14 protein-coding genes are annotated in these 16,306 nt (G+C 47.9%); all 14 read left to right on the forward strand.

Annotated elements, in window-relative coordinates; all coding sequences use genetic code 11:
* Positions 1-47: 47 nt before the first annotated feature.
* A complete protein-coding gene (locus D5E69_RS10415) occupies positions 48-1,724 on the forward strand; it encodes a ribonuclease J (protein ID WP_048004001.1) in 1,677 nt (558 codons plus the stop codon).
* 116 nt (positions 1,725-1,840) lie between these two features.
* Positions 1,841-2,581, forward strand: a complete 741-nt coding sequence (locus D5E69_RS10420; RefSeq protein WP_048004000.1) for a ClpP family protease — start codon at positions 1,841-1,843, stop codon at positions 2,579-2,581.
* Positions 2,578-2,784 (forward strand): YlzJ-like family protein, encoded by a 207-nt coding sequence (locus D5E69_RS10425; RefSeq protein ID WP_048003999.1) that lies wholly within the window; start codon positions 2,578-2,580, stop codon positions 2,782-2,784. The genes D5E69_RS10420 and D5E69_RS10425 overlap by 4 nt, the downstream gene beginning before the upstream one ends.
* A 178-nt stretch (positions 2,785-2,962) precedes the next feature.
* Positions 2,963-5,308, forward strand: coding sequence for a DNA translocase FtsK (locus D5E69_RS10430; RefSeq protein WP_048003998.1), 2,346 nt, complete (start codon positions 2,963-2,965; stop codon positions 5,306-5,308).
* A gap of 394 nt (positions 5,309-5,702) precedes the next feature.
* Positions 5,703-6,428 (forward strand): GntR family transcriptional regulator, encoded by a 726-nt coding sequence (locus D5E69_RS10435; RefSeq protein WP_048003997.1) that lies wholly within the window; start codon positions 5,703-5,705, stop codon positions 6,426-6,428.
* A gap of 43 nt (positions 6,429-6,471) precedes the next feature.
* Positions 6,472-7,563, forward strand: a complete 1,092-nt coding sequence (locus D5E69_RS10440) for a BMP family lipoprotein (protein WP_048003996.1) — start codon at positions 6,472-6,474, stop codon at positions 7,561-7,563.
* Between the two features lie 206 nt (positions 7,564-7,769).
* Positions 7,770-9,305, forward strand: a complete 1,536-nt coding sequence (locus D5E69_RS10445) for an ABC transporter ATP-binding protein (RefSeq protein ID WP_048003995.1) — start codon at positions 7,770-7,772, stop codon at positions 9,303-9,305.
* Complete coding sequence (locus D5E69_RS10450; RefSeq protein WP_048003994.1) at positions 9,298-10,347, forward strand: ABC transporter permease; 1,050 nt, start codon at positions 9,298-9,300, stop codon at positions 10,345-10,347. Before D5E69_RS10445 ends, D5E69_RS10450 begins: the two co-directional genes overlap by 8 nt.
* The gene (locus D5E69_RS10455) at positions 10,348-11,307 is read left to right on the forward strand and encodes an ABC transporter permease (RefSeq protein ID WP_048003993.1); all 960 of its coding nucleotides are present in this window, start codon (positions 10,348-10,350) and stop codon (positions 11,305-11,307) included.
* Positions 11,308-11,493: 186 nt separating this feature from the next.
* Complete coding sequence (yfmF, locus tag D5E69_RS10460; RefSeq protein WP_048003992.1) at positions 11,494-12,765, forward strand: EF-P 5-aminopentanol modification-associated protein YfmF; 1,272 nt, start codon at positions 11,494-11,496, stop codon at positions 12,763-12,765.
* Between the two features lie 4 nt (positions 12,766-12,769).
* Positions 12,770-14,059, forward strand: a complete 1,290-nt coding sequence (gene yfmH, locus D5E69_RS10465; RefSeq protein ID WP_159129622.1) for an EF-P 5-aminopentanol modification-associated protein YfmH — start codon at positions 12,770-12,772, stop codon at positions 14,057-14,059.
* Positions 14,060-14,119: 60 nt separating this feature from the next.
* Complete coding sequence (ymfI, locus tag D5E69_RS10470; RefSeq protein WP_048013099.1) at positions 14,120-14,830, forward strand: elongation factor P 5-aminopentanone reductase; 711 nt, start codon at positions 14,120-14,122, stop codon at positions 14,828-14,830.
* 246 nt (positions 14,831-15,076) lie between these two features.
* Entirely contained in the window at positions 15,077-15,334 is a 258-nt protein-coding gene (locus D5E69_RS10475) for a DUF3243 domain-containing protein (protein WP_048003989.1), read from the forward strand.
* Between the two features lie 173 nt (positions 15,335-15,507).
* Positions 15,508-16,299, forward strand: a complete 792-nt coding sequence (locus D5E69_RS10480; protein ID WP_048003988.1) for a DUF3388 domain-containing protein — start codon at positions 15,508-15,510, stop codon at positions 16,297-16,299.
* The last annotated feature ends 7 nt before the right edge of the window (positions 16,300-16,306 follow it).

Raw genomic sequence — 16,306 nt, forward strand, 5'->3', positions numbered from 1 at the left:
ATCCTAACTGATATAAGATCGGGGAAAGCACAACATAGGAGGACATAATGGTGAGTAATAGCAGAGTGAAACACGAGGAAATCAAAATCATCCCCTTGGGCGGAGTAGGGGAAATCGGTAAGAATATGTATATTGTAGAAGTCGATGAAGATATTTTCGTCATCGATGCGGGGCTGATGTTCCCTGAAAATGAAATGCTCGGGATCGATATCGTGATACCGGATATCCAATACCTTGAACAAAACCGGGGAAGAGTAAAAGGGATCTTCCTGACCCATGGTCATGAAGATAGCATCGGGGCCATTTCTTACCTACTGGATAAGGTACGGGCACCGGTTTACGGGACTAGATTGACCAATGCCCTCGTGAAGGCAAGGCTGAAAGATGAGCAGGTGCGCACAGACGTAAAGTTCTACACCATTCATTCGGACAGCAGGCTTCAGTTCAACGGTGTGGATGTGACATTCTTCAAGACGACTCACAGCATACCGGACTCAGTCGGTGTTTGCATCCATACGTCCCAAGGGGCCATCGTGCATACAGGCGAATTCAAGTTCGATCAGTCCGCCAAGCACTTCTATCGCCCGGACCTCGGAAAGATGGCGCAGATTGGGGAGGAGGGTGTCCTCTGTCTTCTGTCGGATAGCACTGAAGCAGAGAGACCTGGTTTCACCACTTCGGAATCCGTCATTGAAACGCATCTGAACAGTGCGTTCAGAAAAGCAAGGGGCCGGGTGATCGTAGCATGCTTCGCTTCGAATCTCATCAGGCTGCAGCAGGTATTTGATGCAGCTGAACAGAACAAGAGGAAAGTCGTGGTCGTCGGTAAAAGCCTGAAGCGAGTGTACGATGTCGCCCTGAAGCTTGGGTATCTCCATGTACGGGAAGACTTGATCATAGGGATCGACCAGATTGGCGACTATTCAAGTGATGAAGTGGTCATCCTTGCCACCGGCTCACACGGAGAACCATTCGAGGCCCTTCAGCGTATGGCCAAGCGTTCCCACAGGCATGTGAACATCGAGAAGGGAGATACCGTTTTGATCACGGCGACACCTTCACCGGGCATGGAAGTGATAGCCGGAAGAACGATCGACATGGTGTACAGAGCGGGAGCGGAAGTATTGACCGCTGATAAGAAGGTGCATGTTTCCGGCCATGGCTCACAGGAAGACCTGAAACTTATGCTCAATATCATGAAACCGAAATACTTCGTCCCGATTCAAGGGGAATATAAAATGCTTATTGCCCATAGTAAGATCGCACATGATATCGGTCTTCCTTTCAAGCAGATCTTCATCCTCGACAAGGGAGATATCCTCCAGTATAAAGACGGGAAGATGAGGATGGGTGGCAGGGTCCAGGCCGGTAATGTCCTGATCGATGGGATAGGAGTGGGGGATGTCGGCAATATCGTCCTCAGGGACAGAAGACTCCTCTCTGAAGATGGTGTATTCACTGTCGTCGTCACAATCAACCGGAAATCAAAGAGCATTGTTGCAGGACCGGAAATCATCTCCAGAGGATTTGTTTATGTGAGGGAATCAGAAGCCCTCATTGAAAAAGCGTCAGAGATCGTCGAGAGTGTGGTTCATAATTATCTCCAGAAAGGGTCATTCGAATGGACGACCATCAAGCAGGATGTAAGGGACCAGCTCAACTACTTCTTATACAATAAAACGAGAAGAAGACCGATGATTCTCCCGATCATCATGGAAGTTTAATCCGAAGAGGCTATCTGTTGACCATGCAGATAGCCTTTCCGTTTTACGCACGGGTATAAATCCTCTCCTTTATTAAATAATAATGGTAAGCACTGAGCGAAAAGGAGTTGGACTGAATGGATACAAGAATGGAACAGGAAGATCAGCCGGGCAAGGATGATAAAGATAAACCGTCAGGCTTGATGGAGAAGATCCAGCAGCTTGGGCAAACGAATGTGCCCCAGCTTTCACAGGATTCAAATATTCACTGTCTGACGATTGTGGGACAGATCGAGGGTCATATGCAGCTCCCCCCACAAAATAAAACAACGAAATATGAGCATATCCTTCCTCAGCTCGTAGCAATTGAACAGAATCCTAAAATTGAAGGGCTCGTCGTCATACTTAACACCGTAGGCGGAGATGTGGAAGCAGGTCTTGCCATATCAGAGATGATCGCTTCTCTGTCGAAACCGACAGTATCCCTCGTTCTCGGAGGAGGGCACAGCATAGGAGTCCCAATTGCTGTTTCATGTGATTATTCATACATCGCAAGCACTGCCACCATGACGATCCATCCCGTACGATTGACTGGTCTCGTGATCGGGGTGCCGCAGACCTTCGAGTATCTCGATAAGATGCAGGATCGTGTCGTGAGCTTTGTAACCAAGCACAGCAACATTTCCGAATCGGATTTCAAGGACCTCATGTTTGCAAAGGGGAATCTGACCCGTGATATCGGAACGAACGTCGTCGGTGATGATGCGGTCAAATACGGACTCATCAATGGAATCGGAGGGATCGGTCAGGCAATCAAAAAAATCAATGAGCTGATCGAACTGAACCGAACAGATGAAGAAGAGGGATTGATCCAATGATCCTCTACACCATCATCCCCCAGGAAGCCGTATTCGCGACAGATCCGGAAGTCTATGCCTCCCAGATGATGATCGACTATGAAGGAGTGCCGCTGATGGTCCAGAAGGAAGAGGAGAACTACCGTGTGTTAAGAGTGATGAGCAGTGATCCTTCCCATTTCCTCGATAGCCGATTCTCTCCCGGAATGATCCTTGGTAATTAAGGCATAAAGAGGATTCTTTCACCATGAAGGGTATGGTATACTAAAGAAGAGACATAAGATGAACTTGACGGATGGGGACTGACACCTGTGGCGACGAAGGATGCCGATAAGGGTCAGCCCTTTCTTCATCTTCACGTACATAATCCGAAAGACTTCTTAAGAATTTAGGTGAATTCAATTGGCGAAAAAAAAGAAAAGGAAAAAAAAGGGATCGAACACCAACGCACTGAAGCAGACCATAAAATACGAAATTACCGGCTTGATGCTGTTGACGCTCAGTTTGATCTCCGTCATCAAGTTGGGGGCGGTGGGAAGAGCCGTCGTCCATTTCTTCAGGTTCTTCATGGGAGAATGGTATATGGCAGCCTTGCTTCTCATGATCTACATCGCGGGATACCTGATGGTGAAACGGGAAGTACCGCTTCTCTTCAGCAGGAGATTGGTAGGGATATATATCATCGTCGCGAGTTTCCTTCTCCTCAGCCACGTGAAGCTTTTCGATCTGCTGAGCAATGATGGGGCCTTTGAGCATCCGAGTGTCATCATGAACACATGGGATCTCTATTGGATGGATATCAGGGGAGAATCCAGCACCTCCGACATCGGAGGCGGGATGATCGGCAGCGTCCTGTTCGCCGTGTCCTATTTCCTCTTTGATTCACAGGGGGCACGGATCATGAGTGCGACCTTCATCATCATCGGGATCATCCTGGTGACCGGTCGATCCCTTGGGGATGTACTCGGTCGGATCGGAAAAAGATTCGGGGCATTCATCACCTCCCAGTGGGAAGCATTCAAGGTGGATATGGCAGAATGGAAAGAAGAAAAAGCGAAAAAGAAGCTGGAAAAGCCAGCTGTTGAAAAGAAAATGCAGGAGAAGGAAACGAAGGTGCCTTCCGTCGATCCGATACCAGATGTTGAGCCTCAGGTCGATACCCTTGAACCGATCATATCGAATTTTGCCGAGAAGGCCTATGCCCATGAACGCTCCGATAAAGAAGAGCCGGTAGCAGGGGAGCCGAAAGATGATTCAACTGATAAGGGCGTTCAAGATGATGCTCCTCCGATCACCTTCACCGAAGTTGAAAATAAAGATTATAAGCTTCCGTCGATTTCTCTGTTGAAAAGTCCGAAAAAGACAGATCAGAGCAACGAATACCAGCTGATCCACGCGAATGCCGCAAAGCTCGAACGCACCTTCCAAAGCTTTGGTGTCAAAGCGAAGGTGACTCAAGTCCATCTTGGGCCTGCCGTAACCAAATATGAAGTGCACCCGGATGTCGGGGTGAAGGTGAGCCGCATCGTCAATCTCAGCGATGATCTCGCATTGGCGCTCGCTGCAAAAGACATCAGGATCGAAGCACCGATACCGGGGAAATCGGCCATAGGAATCGAAGTGCCGAATTCGGAAGTGGCCATGGTATCCCTCAGGGAAGTGCTCGAATCAAAGGAAAAAAACAAACCTGATTCAAAACTCCAGATCGGATTGGGCAGGGATATTACAGGGGAAGCCGTACTTGCCGAACTGAATAAGATGCCCCATCTCCTTGTAGCGGGAGCCACGGGTAGCGGGAAGAGTGTGTGCATCAACGGCATCATCACGAGTATTCTCATGAGGGCCAAGCCCCATGAGGTGAAACTCATGATGATCGATCCCAAAATGGTGGAGCTCAATGTGTATAACGGAGTTCCCCACTTGCTGGCGCCCGTCGTGACGGAGCCAAAGCGTGCCTCTCAGGCATTGAAAAAAGTCGTGAATGAAATGGAGCGCAGATATGAGCTCTTCTCCCATACAGGGACGCGGAATATTGAAGGGTACAATGACTATGTCAAAAGACAAAACCTTGAGAACGAAGATAAACAGCCGCTTCTTCCTTATATCGTGGTCATCGTCGACGAGCTTGCCGACTTGATGATGGTTGCATCGAACGATGTAGAGGATGCCATTACCCGTCTTGCGCAGATGGCCCGTGCTGCAGGGATCCATTTGATCATTGCCACACAACGACCGTCGGTGGATGTCATCACAGGTGTCATCAAGGCGAATATCCCTTCAAGGATTGCCTTTGCTGTATCCTCCATGACAGATTCAAGAACCATCCTCGATTCTGGCGGAGCAGAAAAACTCCTTGGGCGGGGAGATATGCTCTTTATGCCTGTCGGGGCTTCCAAACCAACCAGGGTACAGGGAGCCTTCTTATCCGATGAAGAGGTCGAAGAAGTCGTGGACTTCGTTATATCCCAACAAAAAGCACAGTATCAGGAAGAAATGATCCCGGATGAAGTCCAGGAAGAATCCGGCAGTGGGGAAGCGGAAGATGAGCTGTATGATGATGCAGTCCAATTGATTGCTGAAATGCAGACTGCTTCTGTATCCATGCTGCAGCGACGTTTCAGGATCGGCTATACGAGAGCCGCCAGGATCATTGATGAAATGGAGGTGCGGGGAGTCGTCGGGCCATATGAAGGAAGCAAGCCCCGAAGCGTACTCGTGGGTAAACCATCTGAAGAACAATCCTCCTAATAGCCCATACCTTTTGAAACATGAGCTGAAAGACCCCGCTTGAGCACCTGCTCAAGCGGTTTTTTTGTCCGATCAAAAAAGTTATCCACCAATGGGTTATACTATTGGTATCGCTTTCTTTAAGAACGTATTATTTCACTAATATGAAGATTGCTACATATCAGGGTCCTAAACGTAAAAAACAAAGGATTAAATGATAAAAACATGAAAAAATCAAGCGTTTTTTCCATAATACAGGACAGTCGGAAGATAAATTTTTTAATAAATCATTTTTTTCGACAAAATCACACAATGCTATTTATTTATGTTTTGAAAAGTGTTATAGTATTTTCGATTAGTAGGAAAGATATACATCAGAGGTCTGATGACTTGAGAAAATTTGGTGGTGGTTCCGTTGACAATTAAGACAGACAATCGGCATTTGTATTTGCAGGTCATTGATCGCTTGAAGAAAGACATCGAAGCGGGGATGTACAGAGAGAAAGAAAAACTTCCTTCCGAATTCGACCTTTCCAAACAGCTCGGCGTTAGCCGCGCTACGCTGAGGGAGGCACTCAGGATCCTTGAGGAAGAGAGTGTCATCGTCAGGCGGCATGGAGTCGGTACATTTGTCAATGCCAAACCCCTTTTCACTTCGGGTATCGAACAGCTCAGCAGCGTGACCAATATGATCAGGCAGGCTGGGATGGATCCGGGGACTATTTTTTTGAGCTCGACGACCCAGGAAGCAACCGAGGAAGATATGAAACGCTTCTCATTGGAAGAACCAGAGGATGTCATCCTCATCGAGAGGGTGCGTACGGCGAATGGGGAACCTGTCGTCTACTGCATGGATAAGATCCCGGCGAGAATCATGCCTCGGAATTTCACCCATGAAGACAATTCCATCTTCTCTGTTCTGGAGAAAAGGGAGAATAAGAGAATCACATATGCGGGCGCACATATCGAGCCTCTCGGATATCATGATAAAATCTCCCCGATCTTGAACTGCGAGCCTGAAACGGCACTCCTTGTGCTGAAACAGATGCACTTCAGTGAGAATGATGAACCGATCCTCTACTCGGTGAACTACTTCCGCTCGGATAAGTTCAGCTTTCACGTGCTTAGGAAGCGTGTATGATCCGCCTTTCTACTAATTTATAACAATACTAGGGGGTACTCAGGTGAAAAAGCGTAAATTTGGTTTGGCGATGTCATTCGTGTTGGCTGCAGGAACAATTCTCGGTGCGTGTGGGACAAGCGATGACAAAGATAATGCAAGTGACGGTAAAGGCAAGGATGATAACTTCACAGTGGCAATGGTAACAGATGTCGGCGGTGTTGATGATAAATCATTCAACCAATCAGCTTGGGAAGGCCTTCAAGCTTATGGGAAAGAAAACGGTTTGGAAAAAGGGAAAAAAGGATTCGATTACCTTCAATCCCAATCCGATGCTGATTATGCTACCAACCTGAACAACTTGGCTCGCCAAGACTTTGACTTGATATATGGAATTGGATTCATGATGAAAGGTGCGATCGAAGATATCGCCAGCCAACAGAAGGATGCTCACTTCGCCCTTGTGGATGAAGTTGTAGAACAACCGAATGTTGCCAGCATCATGTTCAAAGAGCAAGAAGCTTCTTTCCTTGCAGGAGTAGCGGCTGGTCTTGCTACCAAAACCAATAAAATCGGATTCATCGGCGGAGTGGAGAGCCCGGTTATCGAGCGTTTCCATTCAGGATTCATCGCCGGTGTCAAAGCAAGCAACCCTGATGCAGAAATCGTTGCAGACTATGCTGGTGCTTTCGATAAAGCAGAGCTTGGACAGACGATTGCTTCAAAAATGTACTCTTCTAAAGTAGATGTCATCTTCCACGCAGCTGGTGGAACAGGTAATGGATTATTCAAAGAAGCACGTGATCTGAAAGCAAAAGATCCTTCCCGTGAGCTTTGGGCGATCGGTGTCGATTCTGACCAGGTAGACGAAGGAAAAGTGGGCGACCACAATATCGTCCTGACTTCTGCCCTTAAACGAGTGGACAATGCAGTGAAAGATGTAGCGACTCAAGCGAAGGACGGAGATTTCCCTGGTGGGAAAGAAATCCTGTTCGGCCTTAAAGAAGACGGTGTAGGTCTTGCGGAAGTGAACGAAGAACTTTCCAACAAAGACGAAGTCGTGAAAGCCGTTGATGAGTGGAAAGAAAAAATCAAGAGCGGTGACGTGGAAGTACCTTCTTCCATCAAAGACGCTGAAAGCTTCAAAGCCAACTGATTGTAGTTCATTGGGGATAAGCGGGCCAAGGATAGCCGGTCTCTTATCCCTTTTTTGCAGCAAAATATAAGAAAATTAAAAATCTAATTGAAGGGTAGAAACCGATTCTATCTTTCACTTAGTTTTTTACAAGGGAAATCAATCTTAAGGTCTGACCTCTAACTACTAGATAAATTGTCCCTAGCCTATCGCAAGGAGTGAATAAAATGGATTATGTAATCGAGATGCTGAATATCCGAAAGGAGTTCCCTGGCATCGTAGCTAACGACAATATTACTCTCCAGCTCAAACAAGGTGAAATTCATGCGCTTCTTGGTGAAAATGGAGCCGGTAAGTCCACGTTGATGAACGTGTTGTTCGGCCTCTATCAACCTGAACAGGGTGAGATCCGCGTACGGGGGAAAAAAGTGGACATCACGAATCCCAACATTGCCAATGATCTCGGGATCGGAATGGTCCACCAGCATTTCATGCTCGTTGATACGTTCACTGTAACGGAGAATATTATCCTTGGCCGGGAACCAAAATCCGGTGCCACGGTGGATATCAAAAAAGCAGAAAAAGAGATATCGGACATTTCAGAGAAGTATGGCCTGAGGGTCGATCCTTCTGCGAAGATATCGGATATTTCAGTCGGGATGCAGCAGAGGGTGGAGATTCTCAAAACGCTCTACCGCGGTGCTGAAATCCTCATCTTTGATGAACCGACCGCCGTCCTGACGCCGCAGGAGATCAAAGAGCTGATCCAGATCATGAAGACGTTGATCAAAGAAGGAAAATCCATCATCCTTATCACTCACAAACTAAAGGAAATCATGGAAGTGTGCGATAATGTAACCGTTATCAGAAAAGGGAAAGGGATCGGGACTGTCAGTGTGTCAGACACGAATCCGAACCATCTGGCGAGCCTGATGGTAGGAAGGGAAGTCACGTTCAAAACGGAAAAGATTCCTGCGTCCCCTAAGGATGTGGTTCTCGAAGTTCGCGACCTTCAAGTGAAGGACTCCCGGAATGTACCGGTCGTCAAAGGATTGAATCTCGACCTGAAAGCAGGGGAAATCCTCGGCATTGCAGGAGTTGACGGAAACGGTCAAAGTGAACTGATCGAGGCCATCACCGGGCTCATGAAAGCAGACAGCGGTTCGATCAAACTGAATGGCAAAGAGATATTGAATATGAAACCGAGGAAAATCTATGAAGCGGGTGTCGGACATATCCCGCAGGATCGCCATAAGCACGGGCTGGTACTGGACTTCCCGATCGGTGAAAATATCGTTCTTCAAAACTACTATAAAAAGCCGTATTCAAATAAAGGGATTCTCAGCTATAAGAATATTTACAATCATGCAAGAAAGATCATCGCAGAGTTTGATGTTCGTACGCCGTCGGAATACACACTGGCAAGATCATTGTCCGGGGGGAACCAACAAAAGGCGATCATCGGAAGGGAAGTCGATAAAGATCCGGATCTTCTCATCGCAGCCCAGCCTACCCGTGGCCTCGATGTTGGGGCAATCGAATTCATTCATAGGCGTCTCATTGAACAGCGGGACAATGGAAAAGCCGTATTGCTGCTTTCGTTCGAACTCGATGAAATCCTGAATGTAAGCGACAGGATTGCTGTGATCTATGAAGGGCAGATTGTCGCAATCGTCGATCCGAAAGAAACGACGGAACAGGAGCTCGGTCTCCTGATGGCTGGTTCGAAAGGGAAAGGAACGGGGGAAACATCACATGTCTAATCGTCTAACTAATATATTGATCCCTATCATTTCGGTAGTACTTGGCATTCTTGCAGGAACCATCATCATGCTCGTCAGCGGATATAACCCGATTGAAGGGTATTCCGCACTGTGGGATGGGATCTTCGGGGAAGTCTACTTCGTCGGGGAAACCCTCCGTCAAATGACGCCTCTGATCCTGGCGGGTCTAGCCGTTGCATTTGCATTCAGGACAGGCTTGTTCAATATCGGGGTCGAAGGCCAGCTCATCGTAGGATGGCTCGCCGCCGTATGGGTGGGAACATCCTTTGGCGATCTGCCGAAGTTCATCCATCTGCCTCTCGCTGTCATCGCAGCGGCATTGGCCGGAGCCCTCTGGGGATTCGTGCCAGGACTTTTGAAAGCCAGATTCAGGGTGCACGAAGTCATCGTAACCATCATGATGAACTATATTGCCCTGCAGGCATCGAATGCCATCGTGCGTGATGTATTGACAGACAGGAAGGAACGGACCGATTATGTAGCGGAATCAGCTTCCCTCAAGTCGCCATTCCTCGAATCCATCACGGACTTCTCACGGCTCCACTGGGGGATCATCATTGCCCTCGCGTGTGCATTCATCATGTGGTTCCTTCTTGAGAAGACGTCTCGCGGATATGAACTGCGTGCGGTCGGATTCAACCAGAATGCGTCTCAATATGCTGGAATGAACGTAAATGGGAATATCATCCTCTCCATGGTCATCTCAGGAGCGTTTGCGGGACTCGCCGGATCCATGGAAGCACTCGGGACATTCGGGTACGCTTCCATCAAGGGAGGATTCACAGGGGTCGGATTTGATGGGATTGCAGTCGCGCTTCTGGGCGGAAATGCAGCAATCGGGGTTATCTTCGCGGCACTCCTGTTCGGTGGCTTGAAAGTAGGAGCCTTGAATATGCCGCTTGATGCAGGAATTCCGAATGAGCTTGTCGATATCATTATCGCCCTCATCATCTTCTTTGTGGCATCAGGTTACATCATTCGTTATATGATTCAACGATTCAGAAAAAAGGGGGTGAAATAAGTGGGGTTCATTGATATCTTAACCATACTTATTCCATCAACATTGTTATGGGCAGCACCACTTATTTTCACTTCACTGGGTGGAGCATTTTCAGAGCGGTCTGGGGTCGTCAATATCGGCCTCGAAGGATTGATGGTCATCGGAGCCTTCTCTTCCATCGTCTTTAACCTTGCGTTTGCCGATACGTTCGGTGCCGCCACCCCATGGGTATCCCTTATTGTGGGTATGCTTGCCGGGGCATTGATTTCCATCCTGCATGCGGTCGCTTCGATCAGCTTCAGGGCAGACCAGACCGTTTCCGGTGTGGCGATCAACCTCCTTGCCGTTGGACTGACACTTTTCCTTGTAAAGCGCATTTATGGAAAAGGGCAAACAGACATCATTTCAGAAGGTTTCTCGAAGATTGATGTGCCAGTGCTCCATAAGATCCCGGTGATCGGCGACATTTTCTTCAGCAACACGTACTGGCCGCCTTTTGTGGCGATCATCGCTGCATTCCTCGTCTGGTTCATCATGTTTAAGACGCCATTCGGTTTGCGCCTGCGATCCGTTGGTGAACACCCGATGGCAGCCGACACGATGGGTATCAATGTGACGCGCATGAGGTATATCGGCGTCATCCTCTCCGGAGCCTTCGCTGGTATCGGGGGAGGGGTATACGCACAGTCCATTTCGTCCGATTTCAGTCATGCTACGATCAGTGGACAAGGCTTCATGGCCCTGGCTGCCCTGATCTTCGGGAAGTGGCATCCGCTAGGCGCCATGGGTGCAGCGATCTTCTTCGGATTCGCCCAAAGCCTCAGCATCATCGGAAGCAGCCTGCCGCTATTCGAGAATATACCGAGCGTCTATCTCTTGATTGCGCCTTACGTCCTCACGATCCTGGCGCTTACAGGGTTCATCGGACGTGCAGATGCACCGAAAGCCCTTGGAACACCGTATATCAAAGGAAGTCGTTAATGAAAAGGAGCCCTTCAACAAGGGCTCCTTTTGCATGTTTACAGCGATAAACACATATAATAGTCCATTAAGGTTTTACCAACGGAGGAAGATGCTTGTAAACGCGTGTGGCAAACATGTATAGTTAGACGTAAATACCCGCAAAATAAAGGTGTTTATGCAAGATATGAAGGAGGCTTGAGCCGAATGTCTGATATTAATGAAGTAATCAAGAAGAAAAACGGATATACGCTACATATCGTCAAAACTGAAAAATTCAAAACGAACAGCATCGTCTTTAAAATGAAGGCGCCGTTGGATCAAGATACGGTGACATTGAGAGGACTGCTTCCGCATGTTATGCAAAGCAGTACAAAATCCTTCCCTTCCACGACGAAACTGCGCTCCCACCTCGATGAACTCTATGGGGCAAACTTTTTTGTCGACCTTGGAAAGAAGGGGGAATACCACATCGTCAGCATGTCTGTCGAGATTGCCAATGAAAAATTCCTTGCTGATTCCGAGCCTCTTCTGCAAAAGGGGATCGAATTCTTGACTGAGGTCCTTTTCCATCCCCATGCCACTGATGAATTTGACCATGCAACGGTCGAGAAAGAAAAGCGCAATCAAAAGATCAGAATTCAATCGGTCTACGATGATAAAATGAGGTATGCGAACTCCCGTCTGGTGGAGGAGATGTGCAAAGGCGAGCGATTCGCCCTTCACGTAAACGGGGAGAAGGAAGAGGTCGATGCCATTACCCCGAAGGCGCTTTATGACTACTATGAGCGCGTGATGAGGGAAGATCAGTTCGATCTTTATGTGATCGGCGACGTCGATGCGGATGAAGTAGAAAAGCTGTGCGATGGTCTCATGGATCTTACCGACCGGGATCCTGAGCGCGTTGACCAGGGGATTCAAAAGGAAATCAAGAAAGAAAATGTCATCAAGGAACAGCAGGATGTCAAACAGGGGAAACTGAATATCGGTTACCGCACCCACACTCAATATGGGGATGAGGACTATTTTGCCCTTCAGGTGTTCAACGGGATATTCGGAGGGTTCTCCCACTCCAAACTGTTCATCAATGTACGTGAAAAAGCAAGTCTTGCCTACTATGCAGCAAGCCGCCTTGAAAGTCATAAAGGGCTTCTCATGGTGATGAGTGGAATCGAGTCGAAGAATTATGATCAAGCGGTGGGAATCATCGATGAACAGCTTCAGGCCATGAAGTCAGGGGATTTCACCAGTGACGAACTGGAACAGACCAAGGCAGTCATGCGCAATCAGATGCTTGAAACCATCGATACCCCGCGTGGTCTTGTGGAAGTCCTTTACCAAAATGCCTTCGCCGGAATCGATATCGGCTTGAATGACTGGCTCTCAAAAATCGACGCGGCCACAAAGGATGAAGTGGTGAAGGCTGCCCAAAAAGTCCAACTGGATACGATTTACTTTTTAACAGGAACGGAGGGGTAATGATATGAAGAAGATTACCTTCGATCAGCTGCAGGAAAACCTTTATTATGAGAAGATGGCAAACGGGTTGGATGTGTACATCCTTCCAAAGGAAGGATTCAATAAGACCTATGCGACCTTCACGACGAAATACGGAAGCATCGATAACCACTTCGCCCCTCTTGGAGAAGAAGAATTGGTCAAGGTCCCAGACGGCATCGCGCATTTCCTCGAGCATAAGCTCTTTGAAAAAGAAGACGGAGATGTGTTCCAGCAGTTCAGTAAGCAAGGCGCTTCTGCCAATGCCTTCACTTCTTTCACACGCACAGCCTATCTTTTCTCCAGTACGACCAACGTGGAGGGTAACCTGGAAACATTGATCGACTTTGTCCAGGATCCATATTTCACGGAAAAAACGGTTGAAAAAGAAAAGGGGATCATCGGACAGGAAATCACGATGTATGATGATAACCCGGATTGGCGCCTGTATTTCGGCGTCATTGAAAACATGTACAAAAATCATCCTGTAAAAATCGATATTGCAGGAACGATCGAGTCCATCACCCCGATCACGAAAGACATGCTCTATCAGTGCTACGGCACGTTCTATCATCCGAGTAACATGCTGCTATTCGTCGTCGGTTCTGTCGATCCTGAAGCCATTATGAATCAAGTCAGGGATAATCAGGGCAAAAAGGATTATGAAAAGATGCCTGAGATCAAAAGGGAATTCGAGCAGGAACCGGATGAAGTGGCAGAAAAGAAAAAAGTCTTGAAAATGAACGTTCAAAGTCCCAAATGCCTGGTTGGCCTGAAGGCATCCAACCCGCATCAGCAAGGGAAAGAAATGCTGAAGCAGGAACTGTCCATAAATGTTTTCCTCGACATACTGTTCGGGAAGAGCTCGAGTCATTACTCGGATCTTTATAATGACGGGCTGATCGATGAGACGTTCAGCTACGATTATACCCAGGAAAATGGTTTTGGTTTCCTTACTGCCGGTGGGGATACGGAAAAGCCGGATGAGTTATCCGAGCGCATCCAGGGGCTCCTTCTGAAGGCTGTGAACGAGCCGATCGTAACCGAAGAAAACCTGGCGAGGACGAAAAAGAAGAAAATCGGAGCCTTCCTCCGCGCCATCAATTCGCCGGAATTCATCGCCAATCAGTTCACCCGATATGCATTCAATGAAATGGATCTTTTCGATGTCGTACCGACACTTGAAAGTCTGACAGTGGACGACATCACCAATGCAGCGGCAGGTCTGATCGATGAAAAAAGGATGACGGTGTGCCAGGTGGTACCAAATTCATGATGATTGAGGGGAACTGTCCATCACCGGCAGTTCCCCTTCTTACGTAAAGGAGGAATGACCATGAAATACGCTCTCATTACCGGAGCTTCAGGAGGCATCGGTAAAAGCACGGCAAAGAAACTTGCCAGTGAAGGATGGAGTCTCTATCTCCATTATCATCGGAATGAAGAAGCCATCACTACCCTGATGGAGGAGATTAAAGGAGTGGACGTGATCCCCGTCAAGGCGGATCTTACTTCTTCCGCAGGAGTGCGGACATTAACCGAACAGATCTTTGATCTGGATGCCATTGTGTACTGTAGCGGAACGTCTCACTGGGGGATGTTCCAGGATCAGCCGGAAGAAAGCATGGACGAGATGATCAGCCTTCATGTGAAGAGTCCGATGCTTCTGGTACAAGCACTGTTGCCGAAGCTGTTCCGGAAAAAGGGATCCATTGTCCTCATGAGCTCCATCTGGGGCCAGACGGGTGCCTCTTGCGAAGTCGTGTACTCAGCCGTGAAAGGAGCCCAGCTTTCATTCGTAAAGGCCCTGAGCAAAGAAGTCGCCCTGAGCGGCGTCCGGGTCAATGCCGTGGCCCCCGGTGCTGTGAGCACCAATATGCTTTCGGATTTTTCAGAAGAGGACATACAGGAAATCAAAGACGACATTCCCATGGGGAAACTCGCTCATCCCGACCAAATTGCAGACGCCGTCGAATTCCTCCTTTCACCGAAATCAGCCTACATAACCGGCCAAACACTGTCCGTCAACGGAGGCTGGTATACCTAGAAAAGCGGATCCGGGGAGGTCTGACCCGACAAGCATAAGGTTCCCGGCCCGGAAAGGCGTCCTTTGCCTTCGTGGACTGAGGACCTTATGACCTCGAGGGTCACCCCGGAGTAGCTGGACAAAAAGAAAAGCGGATCGGGGGGAGAACCGACCCGTAAGTTGCCCAATGGAATTTGAGACCGTACGCATAATTCCTTTGAAAAGATGCAAACTAAGCTTGTATCTCAATAAAGGAGGTCATATGACATGTCAGTTTTAGAAAACTGGTCTGATTGGAAAAACTTCTTGGGTGATCGCTTACACCAGGCTCAGCACAGCGGAATGGAAAATGAAACCGTGAATGATCTTGCTTATCAAATCGGTGACTATCTTTCCAAACAGGTGGAAGCTAAGAATGATCAAGAAAGAGTCCTTGCAGATCTTTGGTCTGTAGCATCACCTGATGAGCAGCATGCTATCGCCAACATGATGGTTAAGCTTGTCAACAATAACGGAACTCGCTAAAGAGAGGGGATTTTCCCTCTCTTTTTTACATTGACCCATTCAATCGTGAAAATAGAGAAAATGTAGGCAAATATGTAGGTTTTTCTTTTATATTAGAAAAAAATACTTTATTATAATACCTAGAGTTCAAAAATCCCCGAGTCTGGATCATCGCCTTTGAAGGAGGAAACCCGATGGAAAGGAAAGAGTGGTACCTGGAATACGAGATTCAAAAAAACCGACCCGGCCTGTTGGGGGACATTTCTTCCCTGCTTGGGATGCTCTCGATCAATATCGTCACCATCAACGGGGTGGACGAAGGGAGAAGGGGGATGCTGCTCCTTGCTGACACGGATGAGCAGATCGGCAGACTCGAATCGATCCTGCAGACAATGGATACCATCAATGTGACCAAGCTTCGAGAACCGAAACTGAGGGATCGTCTGGCTGTAAGGCATGGCCGCTACATCCAGCGGGATGCAGATGATAAGAAGACGTTCCGTTTCGTGCGGGATGAGCTCGGGCTCCTTGTCGACTTCCTTGCAGAGCTTTTCAAGCAGGAAGGACACAAGCTAGTAGGACTGCGCGGTATGCCCCGCGTGGGGAAAACCGAATCCATTGTCGCCTCTAGCGTATGTGCCAATAAAAAATGGCTCTTCGTTTCATCGACACTATTGAAGCAGACCATCAGAAGCAAGCTGATCGAAGATGAATACTCCGACGATAATCTCTTCATCATCGACGGGATCGTATCCACTCGAAGGGCAAATGAACAGCATTGGCAGCTGGTCAGGGAAATCATGCGCATGCCGGCGGTCAAAGTGATCGAACATCCCGATGTATTTGTACAAAATTCCGAGTATACCCTGGAGGATTTTGATTACATCATCGAATTGCGAAACAATCCCGAAGAGGAAATTACATATGAGTTGGTCGAACAAAATAATTTATTTCAAAATTCCGATTTCGGCGGTTTTGATTTTTGATATTGGA

This window comes from Rossellomorea marisflavi (assembly GCF_009806575.1).
Taxonomy (GTDB): Bacteria; Bacillota; Bacilli; order Bacillales; family Bacillaceae_B; genus Rossellomorea; species Rossellomorea marisflavi_A.